Raw genomic sequence first — 21,091 nt, forward strand, 5'->3', positions numbered from 1 at the left:
GTCATCCCCAGGGAGCCGGAAATGCCGATACCGGACGGCAGGGGCGAACGCGCCGTCCCGGACAGGGCGCCCCCGCTGGACATGGACGCGACGGTCGCGGGCGAGATCCCGTTCCGGCCGTTGTCGATCTCGGAGATGCTGGACGGGGCGATCGCCTGCGTCCGGCTGTTCCCGCGCGCCGTGCTGGGCCCGTCGCTGGCGATCACCGCGGTGATCCAGGTCGCCGGGTCCATCGCGGCCTACTACTTCGTGGGACGCACGGCCCGCGACGAGGTCAGCCCGGACTGGATCGTGCGGTCCGTCGGCACCCAGTTCGCGCTGGGGGCGTTCGGCCTGGTGCTGTCGGCGTTCGGGATCGTGGTGCTGGCCGGAATGCTCGGCCCGGTGCTGGGCCGGGCGCTGATGGGGTCGAGCGCGACGCTGCGCTCGACCTGGCGGGACACCCGGCCGCGGCTGTGGCGGCTGATCGGGATCGCGCTGATCGTCACGCTGCTGCCGCTGGCCGCCATGATCGTGCCGGTGGTGCCGTTCGTGCTGTTCCTGGCGGTGGAGGCGCATCCGGCGGCGATCCTGCTCGCCGCGGTCATCGGCTTCCCCGTCGGCGCGGTCCTCATGATCTGGCTGTACGTGCTGCTCGTGCTGGCCGCGCCCGCGCTGGTCCTGGAACGGGAGACGGCCGGCGGGGCGCTGGAGCGGGCCTGGACGCTGTCCAAGGGCCGCTGGTGGCGGACGTGCGGGACGCTGCTGCTGGCCATCCTCGTCACCGTGTTCATGGGCTTCTTCGCCTTGCGCATCCCGTTCCTGCTGATCCAGCTTCTGTTCTTCGGGGGCGCAGGGGACCAGTCCGCGACCATCCTGGCCCTCACCGTCGACACCGTGGGACGCATCGTCAGTTGGACGGTGGTGCTGCCGTTCGACGCGGGCGTGATCGCCCTGCTCTACATCGACCGCAGGATGCGCCGCGAAGGCTTCGACCTCGAACTGCGGGCCCGCGTTCACGAGAGCGCCGCCGCGCCCCGTGCCACCGGCAACGGGCAGGCCGCCGCCGGGGACGGCGAGGAGCCCGGCGACGACTTCGTCGCGCACTGGCGCGTCAGACCCTCCCTTCAGCCCGGGGCGACGAGGGGGACGCCATGAGACTCGATCCGATCGGCCGCGACGAGGCCCGGGAGCTGGCCCGGCGCGAGCTGGAGAAGCCGATCTACCACCGGGACGAGCCGTCCTGGCTGGAACGCTCGCTGGAACGCGTGGTCGACTGGCTGAACGAGCTGTTCGGCCACCGTCTGGTCCCCGAGGGGCGGGGCGAGGGCGGCGGCCGGCTCTCGCTGCTGATCATCCTGCTGCTGCTGGCCGTCGCGATCGCGCTGATCGCCTGGATCATGCGGGGACGGCGCAACACCCGTTCGCGGCAGGAGGCGCTGCTCGAGGAGGAGCCGACCACCGCCAAGGACCACCGCACGGCCGCCGAGGAGTTCGCCGCCGCCGCCGACTGGCCCAACGCGATCCGGGAACGCCTGCGCGCCCTGGCTCGCAACCTGGAGGAGCGCGCGGTGCTCGCCCCGCGGCCCGGCCGCACCGCGGACGAGCTGGCCGCCGAGGCGGGCGAGGCTCTGCCCGCGCTGGCCGACGACCTGCGCGAGGGCGTGCGGATCTTCGACGACGTCTGGTACGGCGACCGGCCCGGCAGCGCGGACGCCTACGCCCGCGTGAGGGACCTTGACGACAAGGTCCGCGCGGCCCGCCCCCGCCCGCTCGGCGACGGCGACGGCACCGGCGGCGCCGAGGACGGCGAGGAGGACGGGGACGCGGCGATGGCGGGCGCCGCCGGGGAAGGGGGCCTCCGATGGTGACCGGCACCGAGCAGGCCCCGGCCCCCGCCACACAGGGCGCGGACGGCGGGGACGTCCCGTCGGCACGGCAGATCACGGCGCGGCGCTGGAAGGCGTCGCGCAGCATCCTGGCCGCCGCGCTCGCGGTGATCGTGCTCGGGCTCGGCTTGGCCGCGCTGCGCCCGTCCGGCTCCGCCCAAGCCGGCGACCCCGAGTCCCCCACCAGGCGCGGCACCCGGGCGCTCGCCGAGATCCTGAGGGGGCACGGGACGCCCGTGCGGGTGTCCAGGGACGCCGGGGACGCCGCAGCGGCCGCCACCGCCGGGACGGTCCTGATCATCACCCGTTCGGAACGGCTGACCCGCTCCGACATCGCGCGGCTCCAGGGCGTCCAGGCCGACCTGCTGCTGGTCGAGCCCACGCGGGACGTGCTCGAAGCGCTGGCCCCGGGCGTGGAGAAGGCCGGCGACACCTTCGAGGAGACCGCCGAGCCCGGGTGCCCGCTGCAAGCGGCCACGCTCGCCGGACGGGTCGACTTCGGCGACTCCGACACCTACACCGCCCCCGCCGGAGGCACCGCCTGCTACCGCGACCAGGCGGAGACGGACTCGCGGGTGTATCGGCTCGTCCAGGTCCGCGCGGGCGAGCGGACGATCACGGTGCTCGGCTCCGGCACACCGCTCACCAACGAACGGCTGGACGAGGAGGGCGGCGCCGCGCTGGGCATGAACCTGGCCGGGGCGCGCTCCTCCGCGGTCTGGCTGATCCCCGACCTGCCCGAACCGGGCAGCGGCAGCGAGGAGGAGACCCTCACCGGCCTGCTGCCACTGGGCGTCAAGCTGTTCTTCCTGCAACTGGTCATCGGCGTCGTGCTGCTCGCGCTGTGGCGGGCGCGGCGGCTCGGACCCGTGGTGGCCGAGGCGCTGCCGGTGGTCGTCCGGTCCGCCGAGACCGTCGAGGGACGGGCGCGGCTGTATCGGGCGCACCGGGCCCGCGGCAGCGCCGCCGAGGCGCTGCGCGCCGGGGCCAGGGAACGGCTCGTCCCCCTCCTCGGGCTGCCCCGCAGCGCCGCCGACGACCCCGCCTCCGCACGGGAGATCGTCACCGCCGTCGCCCAGCGCACGACCTACGACGAGGCGATGGTCGGAGTGGCCCTGTACGGTCCTGAGCCTGCGGACGACGGCCAGCTGGTGGGCCTCAGCGACCTTCTCGACGACCTGGAAAGGCAGGTACGCACCTCGTGAACCATCCCGTCGGACTCGACAAGCAGGCCGCGGCCGATGACGCGCCGGCCGCGGCGGCCGACACCGCCAGGGCCGCCCTCCAGGCCCTCCGGGGAGAGGTCGCCAAGGCGGTCGTCGGCCAGGACTCGGTGGTCACCGGCCTGGTCATCGCGCTGCTGTGCCGCGGTCACGTGCTGCTGGAAGGCGTTCCCGGCACCGCCAAGACCCTGATGATCCGCACCCTGGCGCGCGCCCTCGACCTGGACTTCAAGCGGGTCCAGTTCACCCCCGACCTCATGCCGGGCGACGTCACGGGCTCGCTGATCTACGACAACCGGACCACGGAGTTCGAGTTCCGCGAGGGGCCGGTGTTCACCAATCTGATGCTGGCCGACGAGATCAACCGGACGCCCCCGAAGACCCAGGCGTCGCTGCTGGAGGCCATGGAGGAACGGCAGGTGTCGGTGGAGGGCTCGCCGCGCGCGCTGCCCGACCCGTTCGTGGTCTGCGCCACCCAGAACCCCATCGAGTACGAGGGCACCTACCCGCTGCCGGAGGCGCAGCTCGACCGGTTCCTGCTGAAGCTGAACGTGCCCGTCCCCACCCGGGACGAGGAGATCTCGATGCTCCAGCGGCACGCCACCGGCTTCGATCCCCGCGACCTGTCCGCCGTCCAGGCGGTGGCGGGCGCCGACGAGCTGGCCGCCGGGCGGGCCGCCGTCCGCACCGTCCACCTGGACCCGAAGGTCGCCGCGTACGTGGTGGACCTGTGCCGCGCCACCCGGCAGTCCCCGTCCCTGACCCTGGGGGTGTCGCCGCGTGGCGCCACCGCGCTGCTGGCCACGTCCCGCGCCTGGGCCTGGATGTCGGGACGCGACTACGTCACCCCCGACGACGTCAAGGCGCTGGCCCGGCCCACCCTGCGGCACCGCGTCCAGCTTCGTCCCGAGGCGGAGCTGGAGGGCGCCACCGCGGACGGCGTGCTGGAAGGCATCCTCGCCCACGTCCCCGCGCCGCGCTGATCCCCGGAACGAGGTGATGGTCTGATGGCGCTGACCGGACGGCTCGCCCTGCTCGCCCTGCTCGGCGCCCCCGTGCCGATCGTCGTGCAGAGCTGGTGGGCGCTGCTGGGCGTCTGGGCCGCGCTCCTGCTGGGCGTGGTCACAGACCTCGCCCTGGCCGGGAACGTGCGGGCGCTGCGCTTCCACCGCGAGGGCGACACCAACGTCCGGCTCGGCCAGACCGCCCGTGTCGCGCTGATCGTCGAGAACATGGGGCGGCGCAGGCTCAAGGCCGTCGTCCGCGACGCCTGGCCGCCCAGCGCCGGCGCGGCGCCCCGTACCGTACGGGTGGACGTGCCCGCGGGTGAGCGCCGCCGCGTCGAGATCACCCTGCGTCCCACCCGGCGCGGCGACCGGCAGGCGGTCACCGTCACCGTCCGCTCCCGGGGGCCGCTCGGGCTGGCCGCCCGGCAACTGTCGCGCCCCGCGCCCTGGACGGTACGGGTGCTGCCCGCGTTCCCGTCCCGCCGCCACCTGCCCGCCAAGCTGTCCAAACTGCGGCAGCTCACCGGCCAGCACGTCGCGCTCATCCGCGGGCAGGGCACCGAGTTCGACTCCCTGCGCGAGTACGTGGACGGCGACGACGTCCGTTCCATCGACTGGCGCGCCACCGCACGGCGCGCCGACGTGATGGTGCGCACGTGGCGCCCGGAACGCGACCGCCGCCTGTATCTGGTGCTCGACACCGGCCGCACGTCCGCGGGACGCGTCGGCGACATCCCCCGGCTGGACTGCTCGATGGACGCGGCGTTGCTCCTGGGCGCGCTGGCGTCCCGCGCGGGCGACCGCGTCGACATGCTCGCCTACGACCGCCGCGTGCGCGCCCGCGTGGAGGGCGCATCCCGTACCGAGGTGCTCCCGGCGATGGTGCAGGCGATGGCCCCGCTCGAACCCGAGCTGATCGAGTGCGACGCCGCCGGGATGGTGTCCACCCTGCTGTCCCGGGTCCGGCAGCGCTGCCTGGTCGTGCTGCTCACCGAGCTGAACGGCGCCGCGCTGGAGGAGGGCCTGCTGCCGCTGCTGCCCCAGCTCACGTCCCGCCACCTGGTCATGCTCGCCGCCGTGGGCGACCCCCGGGTCGGCGAGATGGCCGGCGCCCGCGGCGACCTGGCCTCGGTGTACGACGCGGCCGCCGCGGAACGCGCCCGAGCCGAACGCCGCCGCCTCACCGCCGAACTCCGCACCCACGGCGTAGAGGTCGTCGACGCCCCACCAGAAGAACTGGCCCCCGCCCTGGCCGACGCCTACCTGGCCCTCAAAGCCGCAGGACGCCTGTAACCCTTCGCGTGGTCACCGGCGAGTTCCCCAGTACCCTCTAAGGGCGAGGAGCATGCAGACCCAGCCCTTATTACGGGCATCTTCCGAGGAAGTGGACGCAAATGGGCGCATTGCCGGAATGGATGTCGTCGCTTCCTGAACAAGGACTAACGGCGGAGGAATACGATCGGATGCCGGCAGAGCACTGCCGGAACATCGAAATCGTCGACGGAAAGATCGTCGTATCTCCCTCCGCGACCCCAAGGCACAACCGCATCGTCTGGCGGCTGGCAGGCGCATTGGAGAAAATCCTGCCGGAGCCGTGGCAGGTGACGATCGACGTCGACCTGCGCATCTCCGAGGTCCCGCTGACCAACCGGCGTCCCGACGTCATCGTCTTCAAGGGCGATCCGGACAAGATTCCGGTGCTCCCGTCGTCCACCATGCTCGTCGTGGAGGTCATGAGCCAGGGCAGCGTGAACACGGATCGTCTGGACAAGCCCGCAGAATACGCATCAGTCGAAATACCGTATTTCTGGCGTATCGAACGTGATAGCGCCGGGCTGATCGTCTATACGCACATCCTGAATCCCACCACCAAGAGCTACGCACCGGCGGGCGCCCACTCCCTCACGTTGAAGACCGATCGGCCCTTCCCCATGGAGATCGATCTGACCGCTCTGGTCTGACCCACTGGTCTGATCCGCCCGCTCAGGCCGGGTCAGCCGGAGGTGGGGGCCAGATCTGGGTGGATGTCGGCGTCGCCGGTCTCGCCTTGGCGGAGGGCTCGGCGGCCGAGGATGACGACGTAGGCGAGGAAGGCGGCCTCGGCGACCACGCCGAGGCCGACGCGCAGCCAGGTGGTGTGGACCCAGCCGGTGACGAAGCCCTCGATGAGACCGGAGACCAGGAGCGCCCCGATCAGGCCGAGGGCGATGCCGACCGCGGCGCGTCCCTCCTCGGCCAGGGCCTGGCCGCGGCGGCGGCGCCCCGGGTCGATCACCGTCCAGCCGAGTCTGAGGCCGGCACCGCAGGCCAGGTACACCGCGGTCAGCTCCAGCAGGCCGTGCGGCAGGATCAGGCCGAAGAAGATGTCGCCCTTGCCGTAGGCGAACATCAGCCCGGCGACGACCCCCAGGTTGAGCTGGTTGGCCACCAGGACGGAGATCGTGGGGATGCCGAGCAGGATCCCGAAGATCAGCGCCACCGCGGACACCCACGCGTTGTTGATCCACACCTGGAACGCGAACGAGGCCGCCGAGTGCTCGGTGTAGTAGTTGGCGAAGTCCCGTTCCACCAGCTCACGGATCTCGTACGGGGTGCCGACCGCCGCCTGCGCCTCGGGGCTGCGCGCCACCCAGATCGCCAGCGCCAGCGACAGCAGGTTGCCCAGCACCGCGCAGCCGAGCCACCACCAGCGCGTCCGGTACGCGGTCGCCGGGAACGACACCGTGGCGAAGCGCGACACGTCCCGCCACAGCGGGGCCTGCGCGCCCGCGACCGCCGCCCGTCCCCGCGCCACCAGCCCCGACAGCCGCCCGACCAGCATCGGGTCGGGCGAACTCGACCGGACCACCGACAGGTGGGTGGCGGTGCGCTGGTAGAGCTCGACCAGCTCGTCGATCTCCGGGCCGGTCAGCTTGCGGCTCGAGTTGATCAGCCATTCCAGGCGCCGCCACTCGGCGTTGTGCGCGGCCACGTAGGCGTCGACGTCCACCCGGCGAGACTAACGCCTGAAACTCACCGGCGCCGCTGCGATACGGGCACAATGGACACGCACCGCCCGCTCCGGAGGAGGCCCCTTGCCCCAGCTCGTGACCGGCGAGGCCGTCGCGCTCGACATCCGGGTGGCGCGGCTCGCCAGCCGGGGATGCGCCCTTCTGCTGGACCTGTTCTTCCAGATGTTCATCCTGAACGTGCTGCTCTACCTGGCCGGGATGACCGCGCTGATCGCCGACGAGGCGTGGTCGATCGGGCTCAGCATCCTGGCGGTCGCGCTGGTGATCGTCGGGTACCCGTGCATGTTCGAGACCCTGTCGCGGGGCCGCACACTGGGCAAGATGGCCGTCGGGTTGCGGGTGGTGGCCGACGACGGCGGCCCGATCCGGTTCCGGCAGGCGCTGGTGCGGGCGCTGGCCGGGTTCGTGGAGTTCTTCGTCCTGTACGGGGCGCCCGCGCTGCTCACCTCGCTGTTCAACCGGCGCGGCAAGCGTCTCGGCGACCTGTTCGCCGGCACCGTCGTCATCCAGGAGCGGGTGCCGCACTCGGCGCTGCACGGCCCGGTCGCGGTGATGCCGCCGCAACTCGCCGGGTGGGCGCGCACGCTTGAGGTCTCGATGCTGTCCGACGAGCTGGCGATGACGGCCCGGCAGTACCTGTCCCGGTTCTGGGAACTGCGCCCCGAGATCCGGGACGAACTGGGCGAGCGGATCGCCAGGCAGGTGCTCGCCGTGGTCAGCCCGCCCCCGCCGCCCGGGGTGCGCCCGGAGATCCTCATCTCCGCCGTGCTGGCCGAACGGCGCCGCCGGGAGGAGTGGCGCCTCTGGCAGCGCCAGGAACGCCGCAGGCGCAAGCAGGGCCACGCCTGGCCCCCTGCCGTCCGGCCGCCCGCCCCCGTGCCCGCGATGGCCATGGCGGGGGCGCCTCCGGCCGCTCCGGCGCGGCCAGGGCCGCCCGCGCCTCCGCCGTTCAGCGATCCGCAACCCGGTCAGCCGCGGTTCCTGCCGCCGCCCGACTATGGCGCCGGCCCGTACCAGCAGGTCCTGAACCGCCCGCCCGGCCCGCCGCCTGGCTGGCCGGGGCCGCCTGGTCCGCGGCCGCGGTACTGACTCAGGGCAGGGACGCCAGGCTGGGCGGGGTCTCCAGGTCCGCCAGCTCGATGCCTGGGGCGTCCAGGACCACGTCCCCAGCAAGGTGGAAGACCTGCACCTCGCCTGTGGCCAGATCGGCCACCTCGTAGCGCGCGACCGGCAGCGGTTCGGTCTCGGTCTCGTAGGTGGTGACCTCCGCCAGGCGCCACCGCCGGTCGACGGTCAGCGCGGACAGCGCCGTTCCCGTGATCTGGACGAGCCGGATGTCGGCGTGCCCGCCCGGCTCCAGCCGCAGCGAACGCGACACCGCCACGAGGAACCCGGGCGACTCCCCCAGGAAGCCCAGGGCCCGCACACTTCGTTCCGTGGCCTCCGGACCCCCTCCGCGCACCCAGATCAGGTCGTGCCCGCTCACACCGCCGCGGATCCACCAGTCGGGACCGGCCAGCTCCACTCTCATCTGCCGCCAGCGGGCGTCCACGACCAGGTCCACGCGCACCCCGTCCGAGCGTTCACCGACATAGCGCCAGCCTCCGGCGCCCGGCGCGCACTGGAAGCGCTCCTCCAGGTCCGGCTCCAGGTGACGGTACGTTCCGCGCGGCACGGACGGCGCCTCAGGAGCCCAGCCGCCAGGAGTGCAGGTAGTGCTCCTGGGCATCGGTGAGGGTGTCGATGCCGATCTCCATCGAGGCCAGCTTGAGCCGCGCCACCTCGGTGTCGATCTCCTTCGGCACCTGGTGCACCGCCGGTTCCAGCGACGCGTGCGCGGACGCCAGCCAGGCGCAGGTCAGGGCCTGGTCGGCGAACGACATGTCCATCACGGCGGCCGGGTGGCCCTCCGCGGCGGCCAGGTTCACCAGCCGCCCCTCGGCCAGCAGCACCAGCGTCCGGCCGTCCTCCAGCACGTACTCGTCGGCCTGCGGGCGGACGCCCCGGTGCACGTCCACCGCCAGTTCCTCCAGCGCCCGCACGTCGATCTCGACATCGAAGTGGCCGGAGTTGGCGAGGATCGCGCCATCCTTCATCACCCGCAGATGCTCGGCGCCGATCACGTCCCGGTTGCCGGTCACGGTGATGAACACGTCCCCCTGCTTGGCGGCCTCGGCCATCGGCTGGACGGCGAAGCCCTGGAGCGCCGCGTCCAGCGCCTTCACCGGGTCGATCTCGGTCACCACCACCCGTGCGCCCAGCCCCCGCGCCCGCTCGGCGAGCCCGCGGCCGCAGTAGCCGAAGCCCGCGATCACGACGGTCTTCCCGGCCAGCAGCGTGTTGGTGGCGCGGACGATGCCGTCCAGCGTGGACTGCCCGGTGCCGTACCGGTTGTCGAACATGTGCTTGGTGTCGGTGTCGTTCACCGCCACCACCGGGAACCGCAGCGCCCCCTCACGCACCATCTGGTGCAGCCGGATGACGCCCGTGGTGGTCTCCTCGCACCCGGCCTTCACCGTGCCCAGCAGGTCCTGCCGCTCGGTGTGCAGCGTGTTGACCAGGTCGCAGCCGTCGTCCAGGACGAGGTCGGGCGCGGTCTCCAGCGCCTGGCGGATGTGCCGGTAGTACCCCTCACGGTCGGTGCCGGACCGCGCGAAGACCTCCGCGCCGTACTCCTGGACCAGCGCCGCCGCCACGTCGTCCTGCGTGGAAAGCGGGTTGGACGCCGCCAGCGCGACGCTCGCCCCGCCCGCCTGGAGGGTACGGACGAGGTTCGCGGTCTCGGTGGTCACATGCAGGCATGCCGCGATCCTGAACCCGTCCAACGGCCGGTCCTCCTCGAACCGCTCCCGGATCTGCCGCAGCACCGGCATCGTCCGGTCGGCCCACCCGATCCGTTTCACGCCCTCGTACGCAAGCGAGACGTCCGCGATGTCGCTCATCTGCTCCCTCATGAGAACTGCCGGACGGGCACGACCCGTCCGGCAGTCCCTTATACCTCAGCCGTCCAAGCGACGATCTCAGCCGGTCCGCCCCAGCCCGTGACAACCCAAGCGTTGCACCCCCTCGCACCCACCCCAGCCCCGGACGGCGCCCAGGCGTTGCGATCGCGACCGAAGGCAGGGGCGAGCGCCAGCGAGACCCTGATCGCGAAGCGAGCCCCCAGGGCGAGTCGAAGCGATGCAGCGATCACACGCAAGCACGACAAGCGACGAGCCCCCAGGCGAGGAGCGCAGCTCGTGCTTGCCAATAAACACAGCACCCACCCCAGCCCCTCACCCCAGCCCCGAACGGTCGCCCAAGCGTTGCGATCGCGTCCGAAGGCAGGGGCGAGCGCCAGCGAGACCCTGATCGCGAAGCGAGCCCCCAGGGCGAGTCGAAGCGATGCCAGCGATCGCCGCAAGCACGACAAGCGACAAGCCCCCAGGCGAGAAGCACAGCTCGTGCTTGCAATAAACACAGCCGCACCCACCCCAGCCCCCAACCCCAACCCCGAACGGTCGCCCAAGCGCTGCGATCGCGACCGAAGGCAGGGGCGAGCGCCAGCGAGACCCTGATCGCGAAGCGAGCCCCCAGGGCGAGTCGAAGCGATGCCAGCGATCGCCGCAAGCACGACAAGCGAGGAGCGCCAGCGACGAGCGCAGCTCGTGCTTGCAAATGAACTCAATACCGGTAGTGGTCGGGCTTGAAGGGGCCCTCGACGTGGACGCCGATGTAGGCGGCCTGCTCCTTGGTGAGGGTGGTGAGCTTGACGCCGAGCGCGTCCAGGTGGAGGCGGGCGACCTTCTCGTCCAGGTGCTTGGGCAGGACGTACACGCCGACCGGGTACTCGTCGGTCTTGGTGAACAGCTCGATCTGCGCGATGACCTGGTTGGTGAAGGAGTTCGACATGACGAACGAGGGGTGGCCGGTGGCGCAGCCCAGGTTCATCAGCCGGCCCTCGGCCAGGACGATGATCGAGTGGCCGTCGGCGAACCGCCACTCGTGCACCTGCGGCTTGATCTCGATCTTCTCGATGCCGGGCAGCCGGGCCAGCCCGGCCATGTCGATCTCGTTGTCGAAGTGCCCGATGTTGGCGACGATCGCCTGGTGCTTCATCGCGGCCATGTGGTCCGCGGTGATGATGTTGAAGTTGCCGGTGGCGGTGACGAAGATGTCGGCGGTGCCGACCACCTCCTCCAGGGTGGTGACCTGGAAGCCGTCCATCGCCGCCTGCAGCGCGCAGATCGGGTCGATCTCGGTGACGATCACCCGCGCGCCCTGGCCGCGCAGCGCCTCGGCGCAGCCCTTGCCGACGTCGCCGTAGCCGCACACGACCGCGACCTTGCCGCCGATCAGCACGTCGGTGGCCCGGTTCAGGCCGTCCACCACCGAGTGCCGGCAGCCGTACTTGTTGTCGAACTTGGACTTGGTCACCGAATCGTTGACGTTGATCGCGGGGAACAGCAGCGTGCCGGCCTTGGACATCTCGTAGAGCCGGTGGACCCCGGTGGTGGTCTCCTCGGTGACGCCCTTGATCCCGGCGGCGGTCTCGGTCCAGCGGCCGGGCTTCTCGGCGATGGTGCGGCGCAGCGTGTCGAGGATGATGCCCCACTCCTCGGGGTCGTCCTCGGACGCGGTGGGGACGGCGCCCGCCTTCTCGTACTCGGCGCCCTTGTGCACCAGCAGCGTGGCGTCGCCGCCGTCGTCCAGGATCATGTTGGGGCCGGACCCGTCGGGCCACTGGAGCGCCTGGTCGGTGCACCACCAGTACTCCTCCAGCGTCTCGCCCTTCCAGGCGAACACCGGGACGCCCTTCGGGTCGTCGGCGGTGCCGTCCTTGCCGACCACCACCGCGGCGGCCGCGTGGTCCTGGGTGGAGAAGATGTTGCACGACACCCAGCGCACGTCGGCGCCCAGCTCCACCAGCGTCTCGATCAGCACGGCGGTCTGGATCGTCATGTGCAGCGAGCCCATGATCTTGGCGCCGCGCAGCGGCTTCGACTCCGCGAACTCCTTGCGCACGGCCATCAGGCCGGGCATCTCGTGCTCGGCGAGCCGGATCTCCCGGCGCCCGAAGTCGGCCAGCGACAGGTCGGCGACCTTGTAATCCATGCCTGCGTAACTCCTCGTGTGTCCACTCGGGTCGGCGCCCGCCGCACCGCCGATCGGGGTGGGAGAGCCGGATCTTGCCGCGAGTCTAGGCCCGGCCCCGGCCCGAAGGCACGAGCGGAGCTGACTTTCTCACACTAATTTGTCAGAATCGACTCCATGCGCATCACGGAGGCCGCCCGGCGCCTCGGAACGTCCCCCCGGATGCTCCGCTACCGCGAGAGCCTGGGGCTGCTCCCCGCCACCCGAGAGCCGTCCGGCGCGTCCCGGACCCCTGTCGCCAACGGCCACCGCCGCTTCGGCGACGCCGAGCTCCGCGCCGTCGCCCTGGCCCTCGCCCTGGAGAAACGCTACGACGTCGGCCCCGCCGAACTGGCCTTCGGCCTGCGTGTCCTGGCCGAACCCGAAGTCCAGGCCCGCGTACGGGAACTCGGCGAACGCATAGGCCGCCTCTCCGCACCCCCGGCCCGAGCCCTCGACTTCGAAAAGGAGAAAGCCCTCCGCCTCCTCCAACGCCGCCGCCCCACCTGATCTCAGCGTTGCCCGCCCCGAAGCGAGCGTCGCAGGCATCCGGGTGCGCAACGACCACAGGAATCCGCGAGCCGATATCGCAGCATCCGTCACATATTCATCACATCATCAGCGAGTCGCCTGGCATCAGTGAGGATTGCCTCGACCTCGGCATCACTCGCGGAGCCCTCATCACGCACGAGAGGACGCGTTCGGCGAAAACGTCGAATGACGATCGCGCCTGCGCCACGAAGGCCACGACCTCGATTCCCGGCACGTACTCGCCGTCTCTGATAACCGCCATCTCGAACAGGGCCGCCGAGACAAGAGCCCCCGTAGCCGTGCGCCGACTGCCCGGATCCAACTCGTCGAGCAGGCGACCGTGCTCGTCGCCCGCCCCTCAGAAGAGCGCGTCGAATTCCTTATCATTCACGGGCATTGCCTCTCTCAAGCCTCCCGTTCACCCAATCGAGGAATCCCTGCACGCCATAGGCAACGGCCACACGAAAACGGGGGCGCGGGCGTCGCCCTCATCACCGCCGATCAGCCCTGGTCAGCGTTGTTCGCCGGGGACGACGACGCCTGCTTCGTAGGCGAGCATGACGGCTTGGGCGCGGTCGCGTAGGCCCAGTTTGGTGAAGACCCTTGCCACGTGGGTTTTGACCGTGTGTTCGCTGACCACCAGGCGTTGGGCTATCTCGCTGTTGGAGAGGCCGCCCGCGATGAGGGTGAGGACTTCGGTCTCGCGGGCGGTCAGGGTGGACAGTTCCGAGGGGGGCTGCGGGCGGTTGCGGCGCTGGCGGGTGAACTCGCGGATCAGGCGTCCGGTGACCTGGGGGGCGAGCAGGGAGTCGCCGCGGGCCACGACGCGGACGGCGGAGACCAGCTCGTCGGCCGTGGCGTCCTTGAGCAGGAAGCCGCTGGCGCCGACGGCCAGGGCCTCGTAGACGTACTCGTCCACGTCGAAGGTGGTCAGCACCAGGACGCGGACGCCCGTGGCCCACGGCTTGGCCAGGATCCTGCGGGTGGCCTCGATGCCGTCCATGCCGGGCATCCGGATGTCCATGACGACCACGTCGGGGCGGGTCTCCTCGGCCAGCCGGACCGCCTCCCGGCCGTCGCCCGCCTCGCCGGTGACGGTGATGCCCTCCTGGGCGTCCAGCAGCGCGGCGAACCCGGCCCGCACGATCGTCTGGTCGTCGACGATCAGCACTTTGATCATGCCGCCCGGCCTTCCGTCCGGCGGGACGGGCTCAGGGGCGTCCTGGTGGCGCGGGGGAACCGGGGTCACGGGTCGGGTTCTCCTCCCTCGTCAGCGGAAGCTCGGCCTCCACCACGAACCCGCCCTCGGCGGCCGGGCCGGCGGAGAACCGTCCGCCCAGCATGGTCGCACGTTCACGCATGCCCACGAGGCCATGTCCGCCGCCCTGTTCACCCGAAGCCGGGGTTTCGACCCGGGTCCGCCCGGCCGGGTCGCCGGTCGGCAGCACCATGGTGGGCGCGGACGCGCCGTCGTCCCGGACCCGTACCGCCAGGCGGTCGGGCAGGTAGGTCAGCTCGACGCGGACCCCGGCGCCCGGCGCGTGCCGCCGCGCGTTCGTCAGCGCCTCCTGGACGATCCTGTACGCCGACAGCTCCACCGTGGCGGACAGCACCCGGGGCTCGCCCCGCACGTCCAGGTCGACGTGCCCGCCCGCGCCGCGATGCTGCTGGACGAGCTCGGGCAGCCGGTCCAGGCGGGGCTGCGGGGCGGACTCCGGCTCCGGTTTCGCGTCGGCGCGCAGCACGCTCAGCAGCCGGCGCATCTCCACCAGCGCCTCCCTGGCCGTCTTGGCGATCTCGTTGTAGCCGTCCCTGGCCTCGGGCGAAAGGTTCTGCATCGTGTACGGCGCGGTCTCCGCCTGCACCGCGATCATCGACACGGAGTGCGCGACGACATCGTGCAGCTCCCGGGCGATGCGGGCGCGCTCCCGCATGACGGCCTGCTCCCGCTGGACGGTGTTGAGCCGGGTGAGGGTCTCGCTGGTGCGTTCGTGCGCCTCCGCCTGGGTCCGTCCGGCGGTCTCCACCGTACGGCGCGCGTCTCCTAGGCCGATGGCCGCCAGCACGGCGATGACGGTCGCGGGCCACGGCACGTCGTCGAGCGTGCCGGTGGCCAGGTAGACGACGGCGACGACCACGACGCTGCCCACCGCGAGCACGCCCGTGGACTGGCGCGGGAGCTGCTGCGCGAGCGCGTACAGCGTGTAGAGGGCCGCGAACGCGGTGCTCACCAGGACCGTCTGGCCCGTGAGCAGGCTGGCCGCGACCGCGCCCAGCACGATCGCCGCGACGGGACGCAGGTACTCCTTGCGCCACGCCAGCGGCAGCGTGGCCGCCAAGGCGAACCCTGCGGGGACGCTGACCGGGGACTCCAGTTGCGGTGCCAGTTCGGCGAGCGCGGCGACGGTCAGGGCGAGGCCGGTGAGCGGCGCGAAGTACCAGGACTCGGTGAACTCGTTCCAGGCGTGGATCCAGCGCGGCAGGGGCGCGGTGGCGCCGCCAGGCGCCATGCGGGTGTGCCCGTCGCTGCCGGGGCCCAGTGGACGCGAGACGCCACGCCCGTAAAGCCTGGCGCCGATACGGCGGCCGAGCGGTGCGAGCAGGTGCCCGATGCCGGTGAGGATCCACAGCAGGAGCTGGCCGACGCCCGCCACGACCCGTCCGGACAGCCGCCACGCGTGGTGGGCGACCGCCGGTCCGAACCCGGTGGCCGCCCCCCGCTCAGGCCGCGGCCCGCCGCCGGGTGGTGGTGGCTGGGGCGTCGCCGTCTGGGGGTAGTGGTCGTTGGTCACCCCCCAATACTGACCGCTGCGCGCCGTTTCGCACCTCACCGTGCGGTGTTATGCGGCGCCCCCTCATCCCCCTGCAGGACGACATCATGTCCCTCCTCTGGGTGGACGATCGCCGACCCCCGAGCCGCGTAATGTCGTGTTCGTGACCATCACGGTGATCCCGCTGGTCAGGGGGGCCCGCGGGGTCGCCGAGGTCACACCAGAACCACCCGGCTTCAGGGGTCCGGGTGGGGAGGCGCCCTCGCCGGCCGGTGGAGCCGTGTGCCCCGTCAGGGGCATGTCCGGTTAAGCCTGGGCTGGGGTCGACCGGTACGACGGCCGGCCGGCGAGGGGTCCGCGCGCGACGGGCGCCTCAGGACGAGGCCGGCGTCTCCGTCCCGCTCTCCTCCGGCGCGCTCTCCGTGCCCTCGCCGCTCTCCGCGCCCACCGTGCTCTCCGTCCCCGCCGTGGCCGGGGTGTCGAGGGCGGGCTCCAGGTAGATCAGCCGGGCCTCGGGGAACTGCGCCCTGATCTTCGCCTCGGCCGCGTCGATGCCCTGCGCCACCTGCGCCGCCGTGTCGTCGTGATTCACGGCGATCTTGGCGGCGATCAGCATCTCCTCCGGGCCGATGTACTGGGTGCGGATGTGGATGAGGTGGTCGACCTCCTCCACCGACTCCAGCGCCGCCACGATCTGCCGCTCCACTTCGGGATCGGCGCCCTCCCCGATCAGCAGGCTCTTGGTCTCGATCGCCAGGATGATCGCGATCAGGCCCAGCAGGACGCCGATGCACACCGTGCCGATGCCGTCCCAGACCCCGTTGTGGGTGACCACGGCCATGCTGACGCCGAACAGTGCCAGGATCAGCCCGACCAGCGCGCCCAGGTCCTCCAGCAGCACCACCGGCAGCTCGGGCGCCTTGGCCCGCCGGATGAACTGCACCCAGGACCGGCCGTTCCTGATCTGGTTGGACTCCTTGATCGCGGTGCGGAACGAGAAGGACTCCATGACGATCGCGACGATCAGCACGCCGAACGCCCAGCCGGGCGACTCCACGTGGTGCGGGTCGGTGATCTTGTGGATGCCCTCGTACAGCGAGAACGCGGCACCGACCGTGAACAGCACGACCGCGACGACGAACGCGTAGAAGTAGCGTTCACGGCCGTAGCCGAACGGGTGCTGGGGCGTGCGGGTCCGCTCCGACCGCTTGCGGCCGAGCAGCAGCAGGCCCTGGTTCCCCGAGTCGGCCACCGAGTGGATCGACTCGGCCAGCATGGACGACGACCCCGTGAACACGAACGCCACGAACTTCGACGCCGCGATCCCGAGATTGGCGGCCAGCGCGGCGACGATCGCCTTGGTCCCGCCCTCAGCACTCATGTATCCGCAATCCTTGCCTTGAGCTCCTGTATGGCCGACACCGGAGTCGGGTCGACACCCAACGCGATAGCCAAGTAAACCGTGATGTAGTCGGCAAGCGCGATCAAAGACGCGATTCTCTCCAGCGGATGATCGCCTTCGGCGGCGAGCTCGGTCACCGCCACGCCCCGCGCACGCGCCAGATCCACCGCGACCTCGCGGGCCTTGGCGACCTGCGGGTGCTCCTCGGTGTCGCGCAGAACGACCAGGTGCAGGCCGTGCTCGGCCTCGCCCGCCCGATCCCGGAAGAATTCGTCCTCGTCGGCCGCCGCCCCGCCCCCCGCGAAGAAACCGTCGAACGCCACCACCTGGTTGTGGGCCGCCTCGGGTAGCTCCCCGTACACGCCGGGGTACTTGGCGTTCTCGTTGAGCTGGCAGCAGAACCGGTACGCGGCCGTACCCGCGAGCGGCGACGTGCCCCACACCAGCGGCACATCCCCCATCAGGTCGAGCGCGACCCGCTTGGCCGGGTTGACGAACGGCTCGCTGCTCGGACGGCACCGATGCGCCACGTCCTCAAGGCGCTCGGCGGCCATCTCCAGCGTCGCGTCCGGCAGGTCCGCCAGCTTCAGGGCGCGGGCCGCCATCAGCAGCGGAACGGTCAGCCCCCACAACGTGGCACGCGGCTGCCCCACGGACCGTACCGGGACGAACAGCGCACGGGTCTGCTCGGCCAGCTCCGCGAGCGGCGACCCCTCCGTACCCACGAACAGCAACCGGCAGCCGCGCCGCGCCGCCTCCACCGCCACGGCACGGGTCTCCTCGGTCGAACCCGAGCACGACACGGCCATCACCAGGTCGGCCGCACCCACCCAACCGGGCAGCCGATAACCCCGGACCGTCACGATCGGGACGGGCCCGCCGCATACCGCCGCCAGCACATCCCCCGAAATGCCCGAACCGCCCATGCCCGCGACCACGATCGCCCGCGGCCGCCCGTCCTCGGCCAGCGTCTCCACGCCCGCCTCGGCCGCGCGCAACCGCGCCTCCCGCAACTGCGCCGCCGACGAGGCGACCTGGCGCAGCATCCCGCCCGGATCGGCGGCCTCGATCGCCCCGGGATCGTCCAGCCGTCCCGGATCGACCCCTTGGCTCATGGAGCAGGCGTCCTGGCCTCGTCCACGAGGAGCACCGGAATGTCGTCCCGCACGGGATACGCGTAGCCGCACGTGCCGGTGCAGACCAGCTCGCTGTCACCGTCCTCGGCGCGCAACTCGCCGCCGCAGTTGGGGCAGGCCAGGATCTCCAGCAGCCAGCCGTCCAGCTTCATCTCATCCCTCTCTCACGATGGCCAGGACCTCGTCGCGCACCGCCGCCATGGTCCGCTCGTCGCCGGCCTCCACGTTCAGCCGCAGCACCGGCTCGGTGTTGGACGGCCGCAGGTTGAACCACCAGTCGTCGGTGCCCACCGTCAGCCCGTCCAGCTCGTCGATGCTCACACCGTCCCGTCCCGCGAACGCCTCCCGCACCCGCGCGGCGGCGCCCGCCTGGTCCGACACCTCGCTGTTGATCTCACCGGACGCCACGTACCTGGTGTACTCGGCCAGCAGATCCGACAGCGGCCGGTCCTGCCCGCCCAGCGCGGCCAGCACGTGCATCGCCGCCAGCATCCCGGAGTCGGCGAACCAGAAGTCGCGGAAGTAGAAGTGCGCCGAGTGCTCGCCCCCGAACACCGCCCCGCTCTCCGCCATCGTCTGCTTGATGAACGAATGCCCCACCCGGGTCCGGACCGGCCGCCCCCCGTGCTCGGCGATGATCTCCGGTACGGCCTTGGACGTGATCAGGTTGTGCACGATCGAGGCGCCCGGGTACTTGGCCAGCTCCCGCACCGCCACCAGCGCGGTGATCGCGGACGGCGAGACGATCTCGCCCCGCTCGTCCACCACGAAGCACCGGTCCGCGTCCCCGTCGAAGGCCAGCCCGATGTCCGCCCCCGTCTCCCGCACCTTGGCCTGAAGGTCCCGTACATTCTCCGGGTTGATCGGATTGGCCTCGTGGTTGGGGAACGTCCCGTCCAGCTCGAAGTACATCGGCACCAGGTCGATCGGCAGCCCCTCGAACACCGACGGCACCGTGCGCCCGCCCATCCCGTTGCCCGCGTCCACGGCCACCTTCAGCGGCCGGATCCCCGACAGGTCCACCAGCGACTTCAGATACTCCGCGTACCCCTTGAGCAGATCGCGCCGGCTGATCCTCCCCGTGGCCCCGTTGCCGTCCGGAACCCCGCTCTCCACGAGCTCCCGGATCTCCCTCAACCCGGTGTCCTGCCCGATGGGCTTGGCCCCCGCCCGGCAAAGCTTGATCCCGTTGTACTTGGCCGGATTATGACTCGCCGTGAACATCGCCCCCGGCATGTCCAGCGCGCCACTCGCGTAATACAGCATGTCAGTCGACCCGAGCCCGGCCTCGACCACGTCCGCCCCCTGCGAGGTCGCCCCCCGCGCGAACGCCTCCACCAGCGGCTCCGACGAAGGCCGCATGTCATGCGCGGTCACCACGGACGACGCCCCCGTCACCCGCACGAACGCCGCACCGACCGCCTCCACCATCCCCGGATCGATCTCATCAGGCACCACTCCGCGAATGTCGTACGCCTTGAAGACCTTGTCGAGCCCCACTCTCGCCCCCCACTGCCCGGCAACCTGCGGAAGCCAAGAGCCTATCGCTGGTCTTATTGCAAGCACGAGCTGCGCTCGTCGCTGGCGCTCCTCGCTTGTCGTGCTTGCGGCGATCGCTGCATCGCTCCGACTCGCCCAGGGGCTCGCTCCGCGATCAGTTCCTCGCAGGCTCGGAACTGCCTCCGGACGCGATCGCAACGCCTGGCCGCCGTCCGGGCCTGGGGTCGGGGGCTGAGGTGGGCGCGACTGTGTTTGTTGGCGGTGCCTGCGGCGTCGGGCGCTGGGCGCCCTCCTTCTCCGGCACCGCGTGCGATCGCTGCATCGCTCCGACTCGCCCAGGGGCTCGCTCCGCGATCAGTTCCTCGCAGGCTCGGAACTGCCTCCGGACGCGATCGCAACGCCTGGCCGCCGTCCGGGGCTGGGGCAATGGGCTGAGGAGAGTGCGACTGTGTTCATTGGCAAGCACGAGCTGCGCTCGTCGCTGGCGCTCCTCTGTGTTTATTGGCGGTGCCTGCGGCGTCGGGCGCTGGGCGCCCTCCTTCTCCGGCACCGCGCGCGATCGCTGCATCGCTCCGACTCGCCTAGAGGCTCGCTACGCGATCAGGGTCTCGCTGGCGCTCGCCCCTGCCTTCGGACGCGATCGCAACGCTTGGGCGCCGTCCGGGGTTGGTCTGTCGGCTGAGGTAGTGCGAGGTGTGTTTGTTACCGAGAGGGGCTGAAGGGTGGTGATGAGGGGCTTTTGTGTGGGGGTGGGGTGGGGCAGAGGGACTGTGGGTGGGTGGGTCAGTCTTGGGAGGGTTGGGTGCCAGCGGGTTGGGGGCCGCTGGGGTTGGTGGGGCCGGTGGGTTCGGAGCGTAGGACACGGAGGTGGCCGCGTCGTCCTACTTCGGTGCCCTGTCCTACCGGCTCCTGGATGCCTCCGGGGGTGGGCCGGGCGGCCTCCCGTACCGCGTCGGCCAGGGCTTCCAGGTCGTCCGCGCTGGGTTCGGTCTGCTCCTCGACGGGCAGCCGGACCAGCTCCCAGCCCATGGGCGCGGTCAGCCTCTCGGAGTGCTCCGCGCACAGGTCGTAGCAGTGGGGCTCGGCATAGGTGGCCAGGGGCCCCAGGACGGCGGTCGAGTCGCGGTAGACGTACGTGAGCGTGAAGACTGCGGGCGCCTTGCAGGCGGTGCGGGAGCAGATGCGGACGGGGCTCACGATGGCCGACCGTACCCCCCTGCCGCCGACTCCGCCACCACCCGCGGGTACGTGTCGCCGTTACCCGGTCTTTTCCTGTGGAGGGCTTACATACCGTGCTCCAGGCGGCGCGTTCGGTCGCCATGGACAGAAACCACTTAAACCACCCACCTCAGCCACCGGCCCCAGCCCCGGACGGCGCCCGGCCGTCGCGATCGCGAGCGAAGCCAGGGGCGAGCGCCAGCGAGACCCTGATCGCGGAGCGAGCCCCTAGGCGAGTCGGAGCGATGCAGCGATCGCACACTCCGCTGAGAAGGAGGGCGCTCAGCGCCCGACGCCGAAGCGGAGTAATCT

General features: G+C 71.4%; 19 protein-coding genes. 8 read left to right on the forward strand and 11 right to left on the reverse strand.

What is annotated here, in order from left to right; genetic code table 11:
* The first annotated feature begins 21 nt into the window (after nt 1–21).
* From QSK21_RS06635 to QSK21_RS06660, 6 genes are all read left to right on the forward strand, one after another.
* A complete protein-coding gene (locus QSK21_RS06635; protein ID WP_285694391.1) occupies nt 22–1,137 on the forward strand; it encodes a hypothetical protein in 1,116 nt (371 codons plus the stop codon).
* Nucleotides 1,134–1,850 carry a DUF4129 domain-containing protein gene (locus QSK21_RS06640; protein WP_285694393.1) on the forward strand — a complete coding sequence of 239 codons (717 nt, stop codon included), beginning with the start codon at nt 1,134–1,136 and terminating at the stop codon, nt 1,848–1,850. The genes QSK21_RS06635 and QSK21_RS06640 overlap by 4 nt, the downstream gene beginning before the upstream one ends.
* Entirely contained in the window at nt 1,844–3,073 is a 1,230-nt protein-coding gene (locus tag QSK21_RS06645; protein ID WP_285694394.1) for a DUF4350 domain-containing protein, read from the forward strand. Before QSK21_RS06640 ends, QSK21_RS06645 begins: the two co-directional genes overlap by 7 nt.
* Nucleotides 3,070–4,074, forward strand: coding sequence for an AAA family ATPase (locus QSK21_RS06650; RefSeq protein ID WP_285694395.1), 1,005 nt, complete (start codon nt 3,070–3,072; stop codon nt 4,072–4,074). The genes QSK21_RS06645 and QSK21_RS06650 overlap by 4 nt, the downstream gene beginning before the upstream one ends.
* A gap of 24 nt (nt 4,075–4,098) precedes the next feature.
* A complete protein-coding gene (locus QSK21_RS06655; protein ID WP_285694397.1) occupies nt 4,099–5,391 on the forward strand; it encodes a DUF58 domain-containing protein in 1,293 nt (430 codons plus the stop codon).
* Between the two features lie 101 nt (nt 5,392–5,492).
* Nucleotides 5,493–6,059, forward strand: a complete 567-nt coding sequence (locus tag QSK21_RS06660; protein WP_285694398.1) for a Uma2 family endonuclease — start codon at nt 5,493–5,495, stop codon at nt 6,057–6,059.
* Between the two features lie 32 nt (nt 6,060–6,091).
* On the opposite strand, the gene QSK21_RS06665 is transcribed toward QSK21_RS06660, so the two are convergent.
* A complete protein-coding gene (locus QSK21_RS06665; protein ID WP_285694399.1) occupies nt 6,092–7,087 on the reverse strand; it encodes a stage II sporulation protein M in 996 nt (331 codons plus the stop codon).
* Nucleotides 7,088–7,172: 85 nt separating this feature from the next.
* On the opposite strand from QSK21_RS06665, the gene QSK21_RS06670 reads away from it, so the two are divergent.
* Complete coding sequence (locus QSK21_RS06670) at nt 7,173–8,198, forward strand: RDD family protein (RefSeq protein WP_285694400.1); 1,026 nt, start codon at nt 7,173–7,175, stop codon at nt 8,196–8,198.
* 1 nt (nt 8,199) lies between these two features.
* Here the strand turns inward: QSK21_RS06670 and QSK21_RS06675 are convergent, their stop codons facing one another.
* The 3 genes from QSK21_RS06675 to ahcY (QSK21_RS06685) form a co-directional block, all read right to left on the reverse strand.
* Complete coding sequence (locus tag QSK21_RS06675; protein WP_285694401.1) at nt 8,200–8,784, reverse strand: hypothetical protein; 585 nt, start codon at nt 8,782–8,784, stop codon at nt 8,200–8,202.
* Between the two features lie 10 nt (nt 8,785–8,794).
* Nucleotides 8,795–10,051, reverse strand: coding sequence for an adenosylhomocysteinase (gene ahcY / locus QSK21_RS06680; RefSeq protein WP_285694402.1), 1,257 nt, complete (start codon nt 10,049–10,051; stop codon nt 8,795–8,797).
* Nucleotides 10,052–10,772: 721 nt separating this feature from the next.
* Complete coding sequence (gene ahcY, locus QSK21_RS06685; protein ID WP_285694403.1) at nt 10,773–12,203, reverse strand: adenosylhomocysteinase; 1,431 nt, start codon at nt 12,201–12,203, stop codon at nt 10,773–10,775.
* Nucleotides 12,204–12,359: 156 nt separating this feature from the next.
* Between ahcY (QSK21_RS06685) and QSK21_RS06690 the strand changes: the two genes are divergently transcribed.
* The gene (locus QSK21_RS06690) at nt 12,360–12,731 is read left to right on the forward strand and encodes a MerR family DNA-binding transcriptional regulator (RefSeq protein ID WP_285694404.1); all 372 of its coding nucleotides are present in this window, start codon (nt 12,360–12,362) and stop codon (nt 12,729–12,731) included.
* Nucleotides 12,732–13,263: 532 nt separating this feature from the next.
* Here QSK21_RS06690 and QSK21_RS06695 read toward each other — a convergent pair.
* The 7 genes from QSK21_RS06695 to QSK21_RS06725 form a co-directional block, all read right to left on the reverse strand.
* The gene (locus tag QSK21_RS06695; RefSeq protein ID WP_285694691.1) at nt 13,264–13,932 is read right to left on the reverse strand and encodes a response regulator transcription factor; all 669 of its coding nucleotides are present in this window, start codon (nt 13,930–13,932) and stop codon (nt 13,264–13,266) included.
* 31 nt (nt 13,933–13,963) lie between these two features.
* The gene (locus QSK21_RS06700) at nt 13,964–15,544 is read right to left on the reverse strand and encodes a sensor histidine kinase (protein WP_285694405.1); all 1,581 of its coding nucleotides are present in this window, start codon (nt 15,542–15,544) and stop codon (nt 13,964–13,966) included.
* A gap of 352 nt (nt 15,545–15,896) precedes the next feature.
* Nucleotides 15,897–16,904, reverse strand: a complete 1,008-nt coding sequence (locus tag QSK21_RS06705; RefSeq protein WP_285694406.1) for a cation diffusion facilitator family transporter — start codon at nt 16,902–16,904, stop codon at nt 15,897–15,899.
* A complete protein-coding gene (locus tag QSK21_RS06710; protein ID WP_285694407.1) occupies nt 16,901–18,040 on the reverse strand; it encodes an SIS domain-containing protein in 1,140 nt (379 codons plus the stop codon). Before QSK21_RS06710 ends, QSK21_RS06705 begins: the two co-directional genes overlap by 4 nt.
* Complete coding sequence (locus tag QSK21_RS06715) at nt 18,037–18,213, reverse strand: Trm112 family protein (RefSeq protein ID WP_285694408.1); 177 nt, start codon at nt 18,211–18,213, stop codon at nt 18,037–18,039. The genes QSK21_RS06710 and QSK21_RS06715 overlap by 4 nt, the downstream gene beginning before the upstream one ends.
* Nucleotide 18,214: 1 nt before the next feature.
* Nucleotides 18,215–19,561, reverse strand: coding sequence for a phosphomannomutase/phosphoglucomutase (locus QSK21_RS06720; protein ID WP_285694409.1), 1,347 nt, complete (start codon nt 19,559–19,561; stop codon nt 18,215–18,217).
* A gap of 783 nt (nt 19,562–20,344) precedes the next feature.
* On the reverse strand, nt 20,345–20,758 hold the full coding sequence (locus QSK21_RS06725; RefSeq protein WP_285694410.1) for a DUF3499 domain-containing protein: 414 nt from the start codon (nt 20,756–20,758) through the stop codon (nt 20,345–20,347).
* Between the last annotated feature and the right edge of the window lie 333 nt (nt 20,759–21,091).

Source organism: Actinomadura sp. NBRC 104412 (assembly GCF_030269515.1).
Lineage (GTDB): Bacteria > Actinomycetota > Actinomycetes > Streptosporangiales > Streptosporangiaceae > Spirillospora.